Origin of the sequence: Nocardia sp. MDA0666, assembly GCF_003023875.1 — a bacterium.
Taxonomy (GTDB): Bacteria; Actinomycetota; Actinomycetes; order Mycobacteriales; family Mycobacteriaceae; genus Nocardia; species Nocardia aobensis.
Genome location: NZ_PYHT01000019.1, coordinates 82,757 through 100,811 on the forward strand (window position 1 = coordinate 82,757; position 18,055 = coordinate 100,811).

Annotated in this window: 16 protein-coding genes and 1 pseudogene; 8 read left to right on the forward strand and 9 right to left on the reverse strand. The window is 68.3% G+C overall.

The annotated features are described in order from the left end of the window. Positions 1–114 precede the first annotated feature (114 nt). The 4 genes from C8258_RS23660 (at position 115) to C8258_RS23675 (ending at position 5,279) form a co-directional block, all read left to right on the forward strand. Positions 115–975, forward strand: a complete 861-nt coding sequence (locus C8258_RS23660; RefSeq protein WP_106957050.1) for an LLM class F420-dependent oxidoreductase — start codon at positions 115–117, stop codon at positions 973–975. Positions 976–1,045: 70 nt separating this feature from the next. Beyond that, on the forward strand, positions 1,046–1,561 hold the full coding sequence (locus C8258_RS23665; protein ID WP_106957051.1) for a PH domain-containing protein: 516 nt from the start codon (positions 1,046–1,048) through the stop codon (positions 1,559–1,561). A 47-nt stretch (positions 1,562–1,608) separates the two neighbouring features. Continuing rightward, complete coding sequence (locus C8258_RS23670) at positions 1,609–3,222, forward strand: PH domain-containing protein (RefSeq protein ID WP_106957099.1); 1,614 nt, start codon at positions 1,609–1,611, stop codon at positions 3,220–3,222. 101 nt (positions 3,223–3,323) lie between these two features. After that, positions 3,324–5,279, forward strand: a complete 1,956-nt coding sequence (locus C8258_RS23675) for a GMC family oxidoreductase (RefSeq protein ID WP_106957052.1) — start codon at positions 3,324–3,326, stop codon at positions 5,277–5,279. 6 nt (positions 5,280–5,285) lie between these two features. On the opposite strand, the gene C8258_RS23680 is transcribed toward C8258_RS23675, so the two are convergent. The 8 genes from C8258_RS23680 to typA form a co-directional block, all read right to left on the reverse strand. After that, positions 5,286–5,651 carry a DUF742 domain-containing protein gene (locus C8258_RS23680; protein WP_036504873.1) on the reverse strand — a complete coding sequence of 122 codons (366 nt, stop codon included), beginning with the start codon at positions 5,649–5,651 and terminating at the stop codon, positions 5,286–5,288. Positions 5,652–5,657: 6 nt separating this feature from the next. Then, positions 5,658–6,047, reverse strand: a complete 390-nt coding sequence (locus C8258_RS23685; protein WP_030514865.1) for a roadblock/LC7 domain-containing protein — start codon at positions 6,045–6,047, stop codon at positions 5,658–5,660. Beyond that, positions 6,040–8,535, reverse strand: coding sequence for a nitrate- and nitrite sensing domain-containing protein (locus C8258_RS23690; RefSeq protein WP_233225280.1), 2,496 nt, complete (start codon positions 8,533–8,535; stop codon positions 6,040–6,042). Before C8258_RS23690 ends, C8258_RS23685 begins: the two co-directional genes overlap by 8 nt. Before the next feature lie 254 nt (positions 8,536–8,789). Continuing rightward, complete coding sequence (locus C8258_RS23695; RefSeq protein WP_233225281.1) at positions 8,790–9,224, reverse strand: hypothetical protein; 435 nt, start codon at positions 9,222–9,224, stop codon at positions 8,790–8,792. Next, on the reverse strand, positions 9,221–9,379 hold the full coding sequence (locus C8258_RS32955) for a hypothetical protein (RefSeq protein WP_167331885.1): 159 nt from the start codon (positions 9,377–9,379) through the stop codon (positions 9,221–9,223). The genes C8258_RS23695 and C8258_RS32955 overlap by 4 nt, the downstream gene beginning before the upstream one ends. 60 nt (positions 9,380–9,439) lie before the next feature. Then, positions 9,440–10,342, reverse strand: a complete 903-nt coding sequence (gene mshB / locus C8258_RS23700) for an N-acetyl-1-D-myo-inositol-2-amino-2-deoxy-alpha-D-glucopyranoside deacetylase (protein WP_233225282.1) — start codon at positions 10,340–10,342, stop codon at positions 9,440–9,442. Next, positions 10,339–12,120, reverse strand: a complete 1,782-nt coding sequence (locus C8258_RS23705; protein WP_233225283.1) for an ABC transporter family substrate-binding protein — start codon at positions 12,118–12,120, stop codon at positions 10,339–10,341. Before C8258_RS23705 ends, mshB begins: the two co-directional genes overlap by 4 nt. Positions 12,121–12,380: 260 nt before the next feature. Then, positions 12,381–14,282: a translational GTPase TypA gene (typA, locus tag C8258_RS23710; RefSeq protein ID WP_039780534.1), complete on the reverse strand. Its 1,902-nt coding sequence runs from the start codon at positions 14,280–14,282 to the stop codon at positions 12,381–12,383. Between the two features lie 162 nt (positions 14,283–14,444). Between typA and C8258_RS32960 the strand changes: the two genes are divergently transcribed. Together C8258_RS32960 and C8258_RS23715 are read left to right on the forward strand one after the other, a co-directional pair. Next, complete coding sequence (locus tag C8258_RS32960; protein ID WP_086007288.1) at positions 14,445–14,621, forward strand: hypothetical protein; 177 nt, start codon at positions 14,445–14,447, stop codon at positions 14,619–14,621. A gap of 29 nt (positions 14,622–14,650) precedes the next feature. Then, positions 14,651–14,944: a 4a-hydroxytetrahydrobiopterin dehydratase gene (locus C8258_RS23715; protein WP_036504880.1), complete on the forward strand. Its 294-nt coding sequence runs from the start codon at positions 14,651–14,653 to the stop codon at positions 14,942–14,944. 5 nt (positions 14,945–14,949) lie between these two features. On the opposite strand, the pseudogene C8258_RS23720 reads toward C8258_RS23715, so the two are convergent. Then, positions 14,950–16,332, reverse strand: a pseudogene (locus C8258_RS23720) (mannosyltransferase); the annotation flags it as partial. 315 nt (positions 16,333–16,647) lie between these two features. Here C8258_RS23720 and C8258_RS23725 point away from each other — a divergent pair. Next, positions 16,648–17,526, forward strand: coding sequence for a hypothetical protein (locus C8258_RS23725; protein WP_233225285.1), 879 nt, complete (start codon positions 16,648–16,650; stop codon positions 17,524–17,526). Between the two features lie 199 nt (positions 17,527–17,725). After that, complete coding sequence (locus C8258_RS23730; RefSeq protein ID WP_036504900.1) at positions 17,726–18,040, forward strand: hypothetical protein; 315 nt, start codon at positions 17,726–17,728, stop codon at positions 18,038–18,040. The last annotated feature ends 15 nt before the right edge of the window (positions 18,041–18,055 follow it).

The window sequence follows — 18,055 nt, forward strand, 5'->3', positions numbered from 1 at the left end:
TCCTGCTTCCGGCGACCAGTTTGCCTCCGGGAATACCGCGTCCACGACTGTGCTGGTGAGAGCGCTAGCGGCTAAAATTCCGGTCCCACCGGAAACAGACGAGGCGGCGATGCCATGCGATTCGGGTTGCACGGTCTGGGAATCGGCTCCGGATCCCGGCCGGAGATCATCGACGCGACCGCCCGGCAGGCCGAACGCCGCGGCTTCGACACGCTGTGGTGCGGCGAGCACGTCGTGATGGTCGACGATTCGTCGTCCACCTACCCCTACTCCGACGACGGCCGCATCGCCGTCCCGGCCACCGCCGACTGGCTCGATCCGTTCACCTGCCTGACCTACGCCGCCGCGGTCACCTCGACCATCCACCTGGCCACCGGCGTCGTCCTCCTCCCCGAGCACAACCCGGTGATCATGGCCAAACAGGCCGCGTCGCTGGACCGGCTCAGCGCGGGCCGATTCCGCCTCGGCATCGGAATCGGCTGGTCCGCGGACGAGTTCGACGCGTTGGGCATCCCCTTCGCGGGGCGAGCCGCACGCACCGCCGACTACGTCCACGCCATCCGAACCCTGTGGCGCGACGACCCGGCGACCTACGCCTCCGAACACGTCTCCTTCCGCACCATCCGCGTCAACCCGAAACCCACGCAAAGCCACCTGCCGATCCTCGTCGGCGGCAACAGCGACCGCGCACTGCGGCGAGTGGCCGCCTGGGGAGACGGCTGGTACGGCTTCAACCTCGACACCGTGTCGACAGTCCGCGACCGCCTACACCTCCTGGCCCGGTTCTGCACGGACGCCGGGCGCGACATCGCCGACCTGCACCTGGCCGTGGCACTACGCGCCCCGGCCCGCGCGAACGTCGCCGAACTGAGCGACCTCGGCGTCACCGAACTCGTCCTGGTGGATACCCCGCCGGAGAGCCCCGACGAGTGCATCGATTGGGTGGACGGGCTCGCGGACCGCTGGATCACCTGATCGCGCCGGATCACCGCACCCGGCAAACGGCTTCACCGGCCGCGCCCGGTTCCATGTCACGATGGCTGGTATGACCCGGTCGCCGGAAGATTCGCCCGCGCGCACGATCTTGGCGGCGCCGGCGTGGCGGGCCAGTCGGCGGGCTCCGCTGTTGTGGGCGGCCGGGCCGGCGATTTTCTGGGCGTTCGTGCTGGTGGGCGGGCTCGTGTGGGTGGTGCTGGACGGTTCGCATCGGGGGTGGGCGCTCGCTCTGGTGACGGCGACGGTGGTTGCGGCGGGGTTCAGCGTGGTGGTCGTGCCGATGTGGCGGTATGCCGTGCATCGGTGGGAGGTGACCGAGAGCGCGGTGTATACGCGGACGGGGTGGTTCAACCAGGAGAGCCGGGTCGCGCCGATTACGCGGGTGCAGACGGTGGATACGCATCGCGGGCCGTTGGAGCGGATGTTCGGGTTGGCGACGGTCACGGTGACCACGGCGTCGTCGGCGGGCGCGGTGCGGATCGCGGCGCTGGATCTGGAGGTGGCCGAGCGGACGGTGAATCGGCTGACCGATATCGCGGCGATTCATCGGGAGGATGCGACGTGAGCGATTCGCCGGTGGGGGTGGCGGCCGACGATTGGCGACGGCTGGATATGCGGATGCTGCTCGTGCATCCGGTGCGGGAATTGTTCAAATACATCCCGGTGCTCCTGGGCGCGGTGATCGTGGGAACCCAGAGCGGCGGGCCGGCATGGAGTCCGGTGGCGGTGGCGACGGTGATCGTGGCGTTCGCGTTGACGCGGTGGTTCACCACCAGCTACCGGATCGGCGCCGATACCGTGGAGCTGCGCCGGGGCCTGCTGCAGCGGCGGACCTTGACGGTGCCGCGGTCGCGGATTCGGTCGGTGGACGTGCATGCGGACCTGATGCATCGGCTGCTCGGGTTGGTGGTGCTGGTCATCGGTACCGGACAGCATGCCGATCGGGAGAAACGGTTTCATCTCGACGGGGTGGATGCGCGGCAGGTGCCCGAGCTGCGGGCATTACTGTTGCGGCCGGCCGAGAACACGCAGCCGGACCCAGGCCATTCGACGCGAACCGACCAGGTCCACAACGGGATCGGTGCCGGACGGGCCGCACTGCAGCGAGCCTTGAACGGTGGCGAATCCGGCGCGCTCGCGGACGACGCGATCGAGATGGGGCATTGGCGGCCGCGCTGGGTCCGCTACGCTCCGCTGTCGCTGACCGGCCTGGCCATCGTCGGACCCGTGATCGGCCTGGCCGCGAAAGTCGGCGTCGCCGATGTGCTGGTGCATTCCGAAGCCGTGCAGGACCTGACCGAACACAGTGCGGTGTTCATCGCCCTCGCCGTGACGGGTGCCGTCGTGGTGCTGCTGGTGATCGCGGCCATTGCGGCGTGCATCCGGTATCTCACAACGTATTTCGGTCTGCGCGTGCTCGACGACGGCACAGCGCTGCATATCCGCAGCGGCCTGTTCACCACCCGCCAGACCACGCTCGACCTCTCGCGACTGCGCGGTGCGACCGTCAAGGAACCTCTGCTCCTCCGGCTGGCCGGCGGCGCCGAACTCGAAGCGATCATGACCGGCACCAGCCCGCGCCAGAAGTTGCTCCCCCAGGCCCCGCGCGCCGCCGTCGACCGCACCCTGGCCCAGCTTCTCACCAGCCGTTCTCGCCGCAGAACCGCTGCGAGCGAACACGCTGCGCCACAACAACTCTGGGACGACCCGGCAACCGCCGCCGCTCCCGCGTCGGTGGCACTCGAACAGCACGGCCCACGCGCGCGACACCGGCGCTACACCCGCGCCTTCATTCCGGTGTGGATTCTTCTCGCCGCCTTCGCCGCGATAGTCCTTGCCGGACGGCCTGTTCCACCGTGGGCATGGGTCCTTCCAGTGATAGTGGCGTTCGTGGCGGCGGCCCTGGCACACGATCGCTATCGAGGGCTGGGGCATGCGGTGATCCCGTCGGACGGTGAGCGTCCGGTCTGGCTGATCACGCGGCGCGGGGCGCTCGATCGTGACCGTGACTGCCTGGAGGCGCCGGGCGTGATCGGGTGGACCGTCCGGCAGACCTTTTTCCAGCGGCGGGCGGGGCTGGCGACAGTGATCGCGGCCAGTGCGGCGGGGAAGAAGAAGTACAGCATCGTGGATCTGCCCATCGAACGGGCATGGGCGCTGATCGACCAGGTGACGCCCGGGATCCTGCATGTAACCGACAGTTCTCCTACGCAAACGCTGATCTAACCCCGGAATCTGGCCTATATCTGCAAGTATGTTTCGCATAAGTGAGCGCAGATTCGCTCACCGTGATACAACTCACCCAGTGGTGTGAAAGGTGAGCTTTTATGGATCCGACAGTGAAGCAGCGCGCCGCCCTGGGCCTGATCTGCGATACGTTCACCCCGGGCGACGGGCTGAGTCTGCCGTCGGCGACAGAGCTCGGCTCCGTGGCGACGGTCTTCGACATCCTGAGCCGCAACCCTCGCCCCGCCGAGAGCAAACAGCTCGCCACCCTGCTCGATCTGTGGGATTCCCGATCGGCGGGGTTGCTGCTCGGCAACCGTGGCCGGCGCTTCTCGTCGCTGACCGCCGACGAGCGCGAGCGCACCCTCCTGCGCCTCGGCGATTCCCGAATCGCGGTGAAGCGCACCCTGTTCCAGGCACTCAAGCAGGCCGCTCTGCTGTCCTACAACGTCACACCCGGCCCCACCGGCAGCCACCCGCTGTGGAAGGCCATCGACTATCCGGGCCCGCCCGGCACCCTCGCCTCGGCTCCGGCCCCCGCCCTGTCCGTGCTGCGTCCGACCGACCCGACCACGTTGACCTGCGATGTCGTCATCGTCGGCTCCGGGGCGGGCGGTGGCACCGCCGCCGCCGTACTCGCCGAGGCGGGTCTCGACGTGATCGTGCTCGAACGCGGAAACTATTACGACGACCGGGATTTCGGCGCCGGCGAACTCGACGCCCTGCTCAACCTCTACGCGCCCGGCCCGCCCGCCACCAGTGAAGGTCAGATCACCCTCGTCGCGGGCACCTGCCTGGGCGGTGGCACGGTGGTCAACTGGAGCACATCGCTGCGCACGCCGGACGAGGTGCGCGCCGAATGGGCCGGACTCGGTGCGACCCAGTTCGCGCAGGACGAATACACCACCGCCCTCGACGCGGTGACCGGGCGCCTCGGCGTCAACGATCGCCACTCCCCGCTCTCGGCACGCGACGGCGTGCTGGAACGCGGCGCCACCGCCCTGGGCTGGCATATCGACACCCTGCCCCGCAATGTCGGCGACGCCTGCGATGCCGGCGTCGAATGCGGCCGCTGCCCCTACGGCTGCCGCGTCGGCGCCAAACAGTCGGTCACCAAGACCTGGCTCGCCGATGCCGCGGCACACGGCGCGCGGTTCGTGGTCGAGGCGAACGTGCGGCGCATCCTCGTGAACAACGGTCGCGCCGAAGGCGTTTCGGCCGTGGGCTCGAACGGCGCCCCGATCGAGGTGCGGGCCCGCGCGGTGGTCGTGGCCGCGGGCGCGGTGCAGACCCCGGCGCTGCTGAAGCGATCGGGCCTGCGCAACAAGAACATCGGCAACTATCTGCGACTGCATCCGGCCGCGGCGGTCTTCGGCGTCTTCGACGAGCCGATCCGGCCGTGGGAGGGCGGTATGCAGGCGCGGATCAGCCGTCAGCACCGCGATCTGGACGGCAACGGTTACGGCGTCATCTACGAGACCGGCCCGATCCATCCCGGCATGGGCGTGGGCTTCATGAACTGGCGCGGCGCCGCGGCCTACCGGGCGAATCTGCTGGAGTTGAACAAGTCGGTGGCGCTGGGAGTGATCACCCGCGACCGCGACCACGGCAGTGTCGGCGTCGACAAGAACGGCGAACCGGTGGTCTCCTACCGGCTCTCGAAGCACGATCGTGGCCATCTGCACACCGGAATCACCGGCGCCGCACAGATTCTCGAGGCCGCCGGGGCACGCCGCATCTATTCCGGACAGCAGGCCGGCCCCGCCTACGAGCCCGGCCGCACCGGATCGCACGCCGAATTCGCCGCCGCCTGCGCCGCCGCCGGTTACGAGCCCGGACAGTGCGCGATGGGCGCGCTGCACATCATGGGTTCGGCGCGGATGGGCGGTGCACCGGACATGTCGGCGGTCGACCCCGACGGCGCCACCTGGGATGTGAACAACATCGTCGTCGCCGACGCGTCCTGCTTCCCCACCGCCTCCGGAGTGAATCCGATGGTCTCGATCGAGGCGATCGCCTACATGAACGCGAAACGCCTTGCGGCGCGGCTGCACTGAGCGTGGTCAGAGCCCTCGAATGCCGTCCAGCAGCGCCTGCAGCAGGCCGACGTCGGATGCCTCGTCCTGACGGGGCTGGCGGTATTCGAGGCGGCCGTCGTCGATCAGATCGCCGACGAGCACCTTCGTCATGGTCAGCGGAAGTTCCAGCCGCGCGGCGACTTCCGCGACCGACTGCGGTGTGCGGCACAACTCCACGATGGCGGCGTATTCGGGTTCGTGGCGGCGCAGCGCCGCGCCCCGGCCGATATCGACGATCAGGGTCAGCATATCCAGTTCCGGCCGGTTGCTGCGGCCACGTCCCTGCGTGACCGCGTACAACCGGACCAGTGGTCCGGCCTCGTCGTCGAACCAGGCGTCACCGTCGTTCACGGTGACTCATCGTCGGTCGACGGCGAGATGTGAACCGACCCGCTGCACGGTCTGGTTCATCGCGTACGCGACCATGCCCAGGTCGGCGTTGTCCGCGGCCAGCAGGCCCAAGCACGCGTTGTCACCCGCGGCGGTGATGAACAGCACCGCCCGGTCGAGTTCCACCATGGTCTGGCAGACACCGCCGGCGTCGAAATGATGTCCGGCGCTGCGGGCCAGACTGTGCAACGCGGAAGCCATCGCGCAGAACCGCTCGGCATCGGAGTTCTCCAGCTCCGAGGAGTTGCCCAGCAGCAGTCCGTCGGTGGACAGCAATACCGCGTAGCGGACACCGGTGAGACCCTTCACCAGATCGTCGAGCAGCCAGCCGACGTCACTTCGGTTGGGATTAGCCATCTTCACCCTCGTCTGTGTCGAAATGGGATGCCGTGGAGCCGGTTTCGGCAGCGGGTCGGCGGCCCTGCCGGGTGCCCTGCTCGACGGCGCTGATCAGGTTGCGAGCTTGGTCGGCGGTGCGTCGCCGAACGGTATTCGTGCCGGCCGCGGGCGTCTCGTCGCGATCGGCCGAGCGCACCCGGCGCGGCAGCGGCGGACGGCCCTCCCCGGCCCGAACCACGCCCGGGCTGGTCACCGGCGCGCCGAACACTCCGGTCGCGGGTGCGGACTCGATACGCTCCGAGGCCGAGGTGAACCAGGCCGAGCGGCGTGAGCTCAGGTCCGGATCCGCGGCGGGCGGCGTCGCGACGTCGGTCGCCGGCGGAACATCCTCGGCGACAATCACTTCCGCACGGGCGGCGGACGCGTTGGTCACCGGCCCCAGCACGGCGAACTCCCCGGTGGCGGGTCCCGGATCCTCGAAGTCCGTACCGTTCACCTCACCGGCTTCCAGCACCGGCGTGCCGATCAGCACCACCGCGCGCACGCCGCCGTACACCGATTCGCGCAACTTCACCGAAATACCGTGCCGGTTGGCCAGTTTCGCGACCACGAACAGCCCGAGCCGGGTGTCGGTAGACAGGGCCGCCACACTGAATTCCGGTGGGTGCGACAGCATTTCGTTGCGTCGGTCGAGTTCGTCGGCGGTCATACCCAGACCCTGGTCGACGATCTCCACCGCCACACCGCGTCCCACTACGGCGGCGTGCACCTCCACCCGAGCCTGCGGCGGCGAATACGAGGTGGCATTGTCCATCAGCTCGGCCAGCAGGTGGATCAGGTCGGCGACCGCGGTGCCCATCACCCGGGTGCGCGGAATACGGCCGATGCGAATCCTGGTGTAGTCCAGACTTTCCGCGACCGCACCCCGAATCACCTCGATCAGCGGAACCGGATTGCGCCAGCGCCGGCCCGGCTGTTTGCCGCCGAGGATGATCAGGTTCTCGGCGTTGCGGCGGGCACGGGTGGCCAAATGGTCGAGCTGGAACAGCAATTCGAGCTGGTCGGCGTTCTCCTCGCGCCGCTCGGCCTGGTCCAGCAGCGCCAGCTGGCGATGTACCAGCGCCTGGCTGCGATGGGCGATATCCAGGAAGATCGTATTGATACCGGCGCGGGTATTCGATTCCGCGACCGCGGCCGACACCGCCGCCACCTGCGCTCGGTTGAAGGCCTGCGCGACCTGGCCGAGCTCGTCGGAACCGAAGTCCAGCCGCGACACCTCCGTCGGGGCGTCCACCGTCTCACCAGCCGACACCCGGCGCATGATGTCGGGCAGCCGCTCATCGGCCAATTCCAGTGTGTCGCGGCGCAATCGGCGCATCCGGCCGATGAACCGGTTCGCCAGCACCAGCGAGGCGAGGAAGGCCAGAATCGACACCAGCAACACCGCACCACCGCCGGCGAGCGATCCGATGGCGGTGCGATCACCCTGATCCCGCGCCTCGGCGTGCGCGTCCCGGCTCTTGTCCTGCCACAGCGTCAGCAGTCCGGAGCCGAGCTGGTCCGAGCTGTCCTGCCAGGCCTGCACGGTCATCGGCAGCGGTTTCGCGGATTGCCTGCTCGAGCGCGACCGCGCGGTATCGCCGGTCCGCGTGCTCGGGTCGGAATCGTCGGTGGCCGCCATCGGACCGCGCGCGGCGACCGCGTCGGCCATCTCGTTGATCTGGGCCCACGCCGGGCTGTCCACGATCGCCTGGAGCTGATCCGCGCGTTCACCCTTCAGCACCGACCTCGAATAGGCGATCTGGCCGCGGAATTCACCCAGGAAGTTGGTGTACTGGGTCCACTGCGCGGGCGTCGAAGTGCCTGTCACCAGGAATAATTCACCGAGTGCGGTGGCTTCGGACAGCGCCTCCGCGGCGCGCATCACCTGAACGGCATAGCCGAGCTGGACGGCGATGCCGGCATCCGGCGCGACCCGGGCAGCCAGCATCGAGGCATCGATGATCGCCGCGGTGAAACGGCTGAACAGCCCGAAGACCTGATCGGCCGGCGCCTGGCCGGAATCGATGCCGCGCCGCACCAGCGGCAACTGCGCGAGCAGCTGACCGTAGGCGGCGATATCGGCTCCGGAGTTGTCCGGATTCATCTTCTGCGCCTCGTCGCCCTTGGCGGTGAGGGCGGCCAGCGCCGCATCCGAGCGCTGCCGCGCCGCCGTCAATTGTGCGGTGGCGCCGGGATCGCCCGCCAGGTGCAGCATCGAGAGCCGGCGCTCCTCACCGAAGGTCTCCATGATGGCGACCGCGGGAGCGGCGGTGCTGCTGGCCAATTCGGCCCACTGCCGGGCATCGCGGCCCGACCGCACCAGATACGACGCCGCGCCCACGCCGATGGCGAGCAGCGTGACGCTGGAGATCAGCACGATGGCGAGCAGGCGCACGCGCACGCTGACCCGCCCGCGCACACCCCGGCTCATCAGGCCGAGCCAGCGCGAATCCTTCGTGTTCACAGGCAATCCAGGAAGCTTCGACCACTCAACCACGGGTGATCTTCCTGTTGTCGGGCGACGTCCGCGCGCATTCGGATCTCGGCGCACCCGAGCCAACCGGCCAGCTGAGCAACCGGCCCCCACTTCCTAACCACACCACCCGCCGGGCGGCAGAACCACAGATAACGCCTGAGAGACTAACCGACCCTCCGGCCCGCTACAGCCGTTCGCCGATATCTTTTTCCGGCAAGACCTTCCGGACGACCGGCACCGGTTCAGAGTGTGGCGGGGGTGACCTTCGGACGCAGGAACGCCCGCCGGAACAGATACAAACCCACCGGCACGATGCCGCAGGCCAGCAGCAGCGGCGAGGTCCAGGAGTCGGTCAGCAGCACATCGCCGCCGGGCCCGGTGGTGGAGCAGATCAGGAATCCGAACAGCCACGCGATCACCGGCAGGCCCATCGCGGCCGGGCGCGACACGACCACACCCATCCCGCGCACCAGCAGCACGTTCACCACCGCGGCGACGAGGGCCGCGATCGGGAACGGCGTGGCGCCGATGTGGAGCGGCAGATACAGCACCTCGAGCACCACCGAGAGCAGCCCGTCGAACACCAGGACCGCGGCCAGCACGCCGCCGAGCACCGGCCAGGCATACTTCGACCCGCCGGGCACATAGGCGGTCCGGCTGGTCGTCGCGGCCGTCACGGTACCGGCGGGAAGCCGAGCAGGGTCAACAGATGACTCTGCATATCGACGAATCCGTAGAGCACCGACAGGTACAGATCGTGCTGCGCCTGCCAGTTCGGCTTCTGGCTCTCGACGAACGCGACGATGGCGTCCTGCAGGCTCCAGTTGTACATGCCCAGCAGTCTAAGCCGACCCACCCATGATTCGACCAGCCCGAGTGCCGGCTGCCGCGGTCAATCCAGTCCGGCGAACAGATCGTCCTCGTGTCCGTCCGGGCCCACCGGCCCGGTACGCCCACGCACCAGCACGTAATGCTCCTCCGGCAGCACCGGCTGGGCGATGTTGTTCGACAGCGCGAATTCGCGGCCCGACGGCGCGACGGTGATCTGGGTGGCATGTGCGCGCAGGGCGGCGCGTTTGGCCGCCAGCACGTCCGAGACGTCGATCGTGGTGGTCACCGCCGTCTCACTCGACACACACGCCAGCTCGCCGACCGCCGGCAGCCGCCAACCGCTCGGCAGCGCCCCGGGCAGGCGGTCGACCGTGCGGCGGGCCAAGGCCTCGGTATGCCGGCGCAGTACGTCGGCATCGGTCACCGTCCAGTACACCTTCGGTGTGTCCCAACCCTTTTCGGCCGCCGCGGTCACCGCGTCCATGGTGATCCGATGGGCGCGCACATGGTCCGGATGGCCGTAGCCGCCGCGCGGGTCGTAGCCGACCACCACGCGCGGGCGCAGCCGCAGCAGCACCTCGCTCAACTCCGCCACCGCGGCGGAGCCGGAATCGACGAAGGCACGCGGATGCGTCGGCACCATGGGCTGGGGATCCGCAGTCGTCCCGCTCATCCCGGAATCGCGCCAGCGGCCCGCCCCGCCGAGGAAATGCGGCGCGTCGACACCGAGGGCGGCCAGTGCGGCGGTCAGCTCGTGGATGCGGAACCCGCCCAGCTGATCGGCGTGGGCGCTGGTCAGCTGCTGCCACTGCTCCCCGATGACCTCGCCCTCCTCGCCGAGCGTGCAGGTCACCACGGTCACCGGAACCCCGCGAGCCCGGTAGTGCGCGATGGTGCCGCCGGTGGTGATCGACTCGTCGTCGGGATGGGCGTGGACCAGAACCAGACCGCCGGTTCCGGTCACGACAGCCGCCGCCAGGTACTCGCACCGCCGAAGATCCCGACCTGGATCGAACCGCTCAGCGAGACCCCGTCCATCCGCGAACTCGCCGCGGCGACACCGGTGTCCTGCACGATCGGCAACACCGTGGCCAGATCCCACAGCCTCGGCTCCGCGTCACCGATCGCCTTGGGCACATCCACACCGCGCAGCGCCGCATCGATCTGCGGTTGCAGCGACGGATCGCAGATCCCCGACACATTGCTCGGCGCCTTGCGGATGGCATCGATCTGCGACGTGTCCTGCTGACCGGGCGCGGCCACCGGCGGGCAGCCGTAGCGCGAGGACAGGATCGTCGCCGGATCCTCCCCGGCCCGCTCCCAGCCGACCACCGCGTCGACGGTCCCGTCCGCCAGATCCTTGCCGTAGAGCTCGTCGGCGGGCAGGCTGCGCACCGACGCATCGATTCCGGCGCTGCGCAGTTGGTCGGCGGCGGTATTCGCGACCGCCAGCGTGGTCGGATCCTTGTCCACCGCGCCGATCCGGATCGTCAGGGTCCGGCCGTTCTTGGCGACCGGGCGCGGCTGCGGCGCCGGCGACGTCGTCGGATTGCCCGCTGCGGGAGTCTCGGGCGCACGGCCGAATCCGGCCTCGGCCAGCAGCCCGAACGCCTGATCGGGAGACGGCCGCGGCGGCGCCGTCGGCGCATACCCCGGATCCGAGGGCGCCAGGATCTGCGCCCGCACCGGATCCACCCACGCGCCCGTCTCGGCGCCCACCGAGGCCAGCAACGCCGGATCGAGCAGACCCAGCACCGCGTGGCGCACGCGCGGATCGGACAGATCCCCGGTCCGCCCGTTCAGCACCATCTGCATTTCCCGCGCCTGCGGCATGATCGCGGTCCGCACCTGCGGAATCGCCGCCAGCTGCGCCTGCGTCGCGACACCGCCGTGCACCAGCGCCATCTGCGCGTCACCCGCGCGCAGCGATTCGGCCAGCTGCGCCGGAGTGCCGCCACGCCGCAACAGAATCTGATCCGGCACCGCCGGAGTACCCCAGTAGCGGTCGTTGCGTTCGAGCAGGATCTCCTCGCGGCCCGCATCGGCCTGCTTCACCCGGAACTGCCCGCCGGAAATCGGATTCTGATCGATCAGGCCACGCTCCACGGCGAGCGCCCGCTGAAATCCACCGGGCGCGTCCTTCAGCAGATGCGACGGCAGCAGATCCGAAAACAATTGCCGCCAAGCCGGATACGGCTGACTCATCGTCACCGTGACCGTCTTGCCGCCCTCCGAGGACTTCACATCGTTGATCAACCGGTAGCCCGCCGGATCCACCACCCCGGGCTGGCTGATCATCTGCTGCCACAGATACCGGAAATCCTCGGCCGCGATCGGCGCACCGTCCGACCACGACGCCTGATTCTGAATCTTGTAGGTCAGCGTGAACAGATCCGGCTGCGACGGATCCGACGGCGTCACATCCGCCGACACCATCAACGCCGCATCCGGAACCCAATCCGTACCCCCCGGCACCGTCGGCGACGGGACCGGACGAAACGGACTCGGAAACACCAGCGAGGCAACGGCATTCGTCGCCGGCGACTGATTCGACCGCAGATGCGGATTGAATCCGATCCCGATATCGTCCACCGCCACGACCACCGTGGACTTCGTCGGCGTCGCCGGAGTCGTCTTCGGACTGTCGGTGCTCTCGATCGGCGGCGGCGGATTGGCGGTGCACGCGGTGAGCACCCCGAGCGCCAGCATCAGCACCAAGACCACGCGCCGCCCTGCACGCATTCGAACTCCCGACATCACGGCTCGTACTCTAGTGTTTTTGGCCTTCGCTTCGCTTCGGCGGGGTTTCGGCCCCTTGGGCATCGATTTTTCCCTCCTCCGCTCCTCCGCTTCGCTCCCCCGCTCCGTCAGTCCAAAATCGAGGCGGGCCGAAACCCATCATGGTGAACGGCTCGTAAGATGTACGCCTTTGTCCACCGATTCCTGGAACGACCGAGGCGCACGTCTTGTGGACGTGCGCCTCTGTGTTTCGGTTGTATGCCCTACGCGTTCTGGGCGGCGCGGTCGCGGGCCTTGCGGCGGGACGCCTCGCGGCCGCGTTCGGTGGCACCGAGAATCACCTTGCGCACGCGCACGATCTCGGGGGTCACCTCGACGCACTCGTCGGCGGCACAGAACTCCATGGCACCTTCGAGATCCAGCTGCAGCGGCTTGGCCAGCGTTTCCAGCACGTCGCCGGTGGCCGAACGCATATTGGTCAGCTTCTTCTCGCGGGTGACGTTGATGTCGAGGTCCTCGGCGCGCGGATTGATGCCCACCACGTGGCCCTCGTAGGTGTCGGCGCCCGGCTCCACGAAGAACTGACCGCGGTCGGCGAGCTGAATCATCGCGAACGGGGTCACCGTGCCGGCACGGTCGGACACCAGCGAACCGGTGTGGCGGGCGCGAATCTCACCGGCCCACGGCGCGTAACCGTCGAAGACCGCGTTGGCGATACCCGTGCCTCGCGTCTCGGTGAGGAAGTCGGTGCGGAAACCGATCAGACCGCGCGAGGGGACGATGAACTCCATGCGCACCCACCCGGCGGAGTGGTTGCTCATCTGGACCATCTTGCCCTTGCGGGCGGCCAGCAGCTGCGTCACCGCACCCAGGTACTCGTCCGGGCAGTCGATGGTCAGCTCTTCGAACGGCTCGTGCACCTTGCCGTCGACCTGCTTGGTGACCACCTGCGGCTTGCCGACGGTCAGCTCGAAACCTTCGCGGCGCATCTGCTCGACCAGGATCGCCAGCGCCAGCTCACCACGGCCCTGCACCTCCCAGGCATCCGGGCGGCCGATGTCGAGCACCCGCAGCGACACGTTGCCGACCAGTTCCTGATCCAGGCGCGACTTCACCATGCGGGCGGTCAGCTTGTGGCCCTGCACCCGGCCGACCAGCGGCGAGGTGTTGGTGCCGATCGTCACCGAGATGGCCGGCTCGTCGACGGTGATCCGCGGCAACGCCACCGGGTTCTCCACATCGGCGAGCGTGTCGCCGATCATGATCTCCGGAATGCCGGCCACGGCGACGATATCGCCGGCCACGGCCTCCTCACCCGGCTTGCGCTCGACGCCGATCGTCTGCAGCAGCTCGGTGATCTTCACGGTCTTGACGCCGTCGCCGTGCATCCACGCGACGTTCTGGCCCTTGCGCAGGGTGCCGTTGTGAATGCGGACCAGGCCGATCCGGCCGAGGAACGGGGACGCGTCCAGGTTGGTGACGTGCGCCTGCAGCGGCGCGGACGGGTCACCCTTCGGCGCGGGCACGTACTTCAGCAGCACCTCGAACAGCTCGTCGAGGTTCTCCGCATCGGGCGCGCTGCCGTTCTCGGGACGCTGGGTGGACGCCTTGCCCTCGCGGCCGGAGGCGTAGAGCACCGGCAGGTCCAGCGCCAGCTCGGCCGCCTCGGACGCTTCGTCGTCGAGGTCGGAGGCCAGATCCAGGAGCAGGTCGTGGCTCTCCTCGACGACCTCCTCGATCCGGGCGTCGGGGCGGTCGGTCTTGTTCACGACCAGGATCACCGGCAGCGAGGCCGCCAGCGCCTTGCGCAGCACGAACCGGGTCTGCGGCAGCGGGCCCTCGGAGGCGTCGACCAGCAGCACGACACCGTCGACCATGGACAGACCGCGCTCGACCTCACCACCGAAATCGGCGTGGCCGGGGGTGTCGATGACGTTGATCACAGTGACGCTGCCGTCGCCGTGATGACGATGCACCGCGGTGTTCTTGGCGAGAATGGTGATGCCCTTCTCGCGCTCCAGATCACCGGAGTCCATCACCCGGTCGACCGGCTCGGCACGCTCGGCGAAGGCACCGGACTGCCGCAACATGGCATCGACCAGCGTCGTCTTGCCGTGGTCGACATGAGCCACAATGGCGACATTGCGGAACTCGACAGACGACACGTTGAATCCTCCTGCTGAATGAATGGGTTGCGGCCGACCCGCGCTGTAGCGGATCCGTACAAGGCAGGTGGACTGAACTCACCGGACATGCGGCCAGGTACACAGTACCGAAACACGCCTCGGCCGCCGTTTCCGGCATCATGGTTGGTTACCCTGGGCCGCATGGGCAAGGTGAAGGCCAAGGAGGTCGCACACCTCAAAGCGAAGAAGAAGTGCTGTCGTAAGAAGAAGCGCTGTCTGAAATGCCCTGTCGTGGTCTCGAAAATGAAGAAGTGTCAGGCCGCGGGGGTCAAGGGCAAAGATCTCAAAAAGGCTCTCAAACTCGCGCGTGCGGCCTGAGCCGCGACCGCTGGGGTAGAACCGAGGGTATGAGTACCCCATTGCTCTCCGACAGCGAGATCGCCACTGGGTTGCGCGAACTACCCGCCTGGACCCACACCGGCAGCAGCATCTCCCGAACCGTCGAGGCTCCGTCGTTCCTGGCCGGGATCGAACTGGTGCGGCGGGTGGCCGACTCCGCCGAGAAGGTCAACCACCACCCCGACATCGATATCCGGTGGCGGCGAGTCACCTTCACCCTCTCCACCCATTCCGAGGGCGGCATCACCCGCAAGGACCTCGCGCTGGCCGGCCAGATCGACCGTCTCGCCGACCAGAGCTGAACGGCCTAACCTGCCCGGACCGAACCCGCCGCGACCGCGGGCGCTGACACCGGTGTGCCCGGCCGGCCGCGCTGTGCACCGGCCCAGATGATCCAGAGGTAGGTCGCCACCACGCCGAAGACGTAGATCGCCCCCAGCCAGGCGAGAACGGCCGGGCGGGAGATCTCCCAGATCGTCGGCTGGAAGAAGGTCAGGATCCACGGAATCCCGACCAGCGTGGTCACCAACCAGAACCCGGCCACCACCCGCGCCCCCGCGATCGAACGCAGCGGACCGTGCACCAGCCACATCATCAGCGGCAGCAGCCACACCCAGTGGTGCGACCACGAGATCGGCGACACCATCAAACCGAACAGCTGCACCACCAGTAGCACGCCGAGCCGGTCGTCGAAAGCGACCGCGCGCCAAGCGAACCAGGCCAGTACGACGGTCAGCAGCACCGCGCCCAGCCACCACGGCCCGAACGGGACGCGATGCCCCGCCAGATACCAGGGCGCCCCCGCGTCGTGGCCGAGAATGCGGCTCAACGCCCCGCGCAGCGACTGGTTGACCACCGAACCCACGGGGCCGATGCGATTCGCGTCACCGATCAGCGGCCCGAAATAGGTACGGGTCTCCGACGACGAAATCAGAAAACTCAGCCCGATCGTCGCCGCGAACACCACCGCCGACCACACCGCGGCCGCCCACCGCCGCTGCGCCAGGAAATACAGGCCGGTCACCCCCGGGGTCAGTTTGACCCCCGCCCCCACACCCACCAGCAGCCCCGACAGCCACCAGCGCGTGGAATACGCCGCCGCCAGCCCCGCCAGCAGCAGGAATACATTCACCTGCCCGTAATCGAGCGTCGTCCGCGTCGGCTCCAACCACAGGCCCAGCGCGGTCCACAGCATCGCCGCCGCCCGCCGATTCGGCTCCGGCACCGCCCCCGGCAACAGCGCGAAGGCGATTCGCACCGAGGCGTAGAGCGCGACCACGATCAACCCGAACCACAGCAGCGTCACCAGCCCGAACGGCAGGAAGTGCAGCGGATAGAACACCACCGCGGCGAACGGCGGGTAGGTGAACGGCAGTGGGAAGTCGGGAGTCTTGTCGGCATAGACGAAGTCGTAGAGATGCCCACTGCCCAAATTGGCCGCGCCCTCGACGTATACGCGCAGGTCGACCACGTCGAGACCGTGCGGGAGCACGAACATCAGCACCAGACGGGCCACGACCGAAACGGCCAGAACAGCCCCGGCCACGCGGATGTCGGCCAAACGGAGGTGTCGGGTCACGGGCTGCAATTCTGCCTCCGCTTCGCTCCGGCGGGGTTTCGGCCCCCTGGGCCTCGATTTTTCACTCCTCCGCTCAGTCGCTGCGCTCCCTCGCTCCGTCGCTCCAAAATCGAGGCGGGCCGAAACCCTCCGAGGTGTACGGGTTGCAGATGTATATCTGTGCCGTGAACTGACGTTCCGTGCCGACTCGAATGACCCATGTAACAAAGGCATCACTGTTCACTTGCGTAACACTGCTTTGGGGTTATGTTCGGACAACGCGCCGGGGCGGGTGATCGAAATTGCCGAGCGGTGCAGGCAAGATCACACCCACGGCTGTACAACACGGCGGCACTGTCTTTAGAGTGTCGCGAAGCGATGCCCCCATCGCGCGATGTTCTCGCATCGCATGACGAGGTAACCCCGAGGTTAAGGACGGCAACACCAGTGCTTCGCACCAGAGGAACGCGGTTCGCATTGTCCGTGCTGGCCCTGACAGCCGGCGCGACACTCGCCGCGTCGACGATCGCGGTTGCCGAACCGGCACCGAAGGCCCAGGCCGTTGATGTTCCGCTGGTCCCGGAGGGCGTTCCGGTCGACGCGATCGCATCGCTGGCTCCGGCCATCGTCGGCGCTGCCGCCCAGGCGGGCAACATCGCCTCGCCGGGCGCTCAGACCATTCTCGATCAGGCGATCCAGCTGCTCGAGCAGTCCAATCTGCCGCCGCAGGTCAAGCAGACGTTGCAGGCCATCGTCGCCTTCCTCAACGGCAGCGGTGGCGGCGGTCCCGAGATCCCGAAGAACGGTCCGGCCATCGCGCAGTTCCTGTACCCGACCATCGGCAAGGACTGCATCGGCCCCGGCTCCGACTCGGTCGGCACCGCACTCGCGGTTCCGGGCCCGGCCGAACTGCCCCCGCCCGGACCGGCTGCCGGGCAGGCCGGCTTCGTCTTCACCGCGCTGGGCACCAAAGGCCTGACGCCGCAGCAGAATCCGCCGATGACCGTCCAGTGGTACAACCTGGACAACCACCGCGGCGGCACCGTGGCGCTGACCGACGAGGCGCATATCAACCCGGACGGTCCGGCCACCCTGTCGGCCATCGTGGACACCGGCCCGGGTCGCGTGATCTCCGTGGTCGCGGGTTCCCTGACCACCCAGCCGGCTGCCGATCAGGCGCCGATCACCTGCTCGTTCCTGCCCACGCTGGGTCTGTTCACCGTCGCCTCGGGCCCCGCCCAGGCCGCGGCTCCGGTGAACCCGGCCGGCACGGTGCCCGCCGCACACGTGGTGCAGCAGCCCGACGCGGTACGCCCGCAGCACTGAATTTCAGGCGCCCGACGGCCCGGAGATGTCGCTGAGACGACACTCCGGGCCGTTTGCTGTCAATGCGCCATGGGATGCCGCGGACTGTGGTAGACCGCTAGGTATGTCGACTGTCGATCAGCTCGAACGGTCTGCACCCACCACCTCGGACACCGGCGCGGCGCCCCGCGTCCGGCGCGGTAAAGCCGGGCATTCGGTGATGTCGCGACGGTCCTACCGATCGGTGTTGTCCACCCGATCGCATCGCTCGATCCTGTCGTTCCGCTCCGAACGGTCGATCCTCTCGATCGGCTCGGCCTATTCCGTCCTCTCGATCGGCAGCGTCGGATCGGTGCTGTCGGTCGGTTCCGTCGGCTCGTTCTTCAGCCTCGGCTCGGCGTTCTCGGGCCTGTCGCGATGGTCGCTGCTGTCGTGGATGGGCGTGCGCGACGCACCCGAGGCGCGGCCGACGCTGACGGTCGTCGCGGACGAACCCGATCTCGTCGCCGACCCCACCTGCCACTGTCAGACGTAGGTAACTGCGGATTCA

What these genes read in the sequence shown, in the direction of transcription:
- C8258_RS23705 (WP_233225283.1), bottom strand. Translation starts at nt 12,120, where the DNA reads ATGCGTGCAGGGCGGCGCGTGGTCTTGGTGCTGATGCTGGCGCTCGGG.
- C8258_RS32960 (WP_086007288.1), top strand. Translation starts at nt 14,445, where the DNA reads ATGGGCAAGGTGAAGGCCAAGGAGGTCGCACACCTCAAAGCGAAGAAG.
- C8258_RS23715 (WP_036504880.1), top strand. Translation starts at nt 14,651, where the DNA reads ATGAGTACCCCATTGCTCTCCGACAGCGAGATCGCCACTGGGTTGCGC.
- C8258_RS23665 (WP_106957051.1), top strand. Translation starts at nt 1,046, where the DNA reads ATGACCCGGTCGCCGGAAGATTCGCCCGCGCGCACGATCTTGGCGGCG.
- C8258_RS23660 (WP_106957050.1), top strand. Translation starts at nt 115, where the DNA reads ATGCGATTCGGGTTGCACGGTCTGGGAATCGGCTCCGGATCCCGGCCG.
- C8258_RS23730 (WP_036504900.1), top strand. Translation starts at nt 17,726, where the DNA reads ATGTCGCGACGGTCCTACCGATCGGTGTTGTCCACCCGATCGCATCGC.
- C8258_RS23670 (WP_106957099.1), top strand. Translation starts at nt 1,609, where the DNA reads ATGCGGATGCTGCTCGTGCATCCGGTGCGGGAATTGTTCAAATACATC.
- C8258_RS23675 (WP_106957052.1), top strand. Translation starts at nt 3,324, where the DNA reads ATGGATCCGACAGTGAAGCAGCGCGCCGCCCTGGGCCTGATCTGCGAT.
- C8258_RS32955 (WP_167331885.1), bottom strand. Translation starts at nt 9,379, where the DNA reads ATGTACAACTGGAGCCTGCAGGACGCCATCGTCGCGTTCGTCGAGAGC.
- C8258_RS23685 (WP_030514865.1), bottom strand. Translation starts at nt 6,047, where the DNA reads ATGGCTAATCCCAACCGAAGTGACGTCGGCTGGCTGCTCGACGATCTG.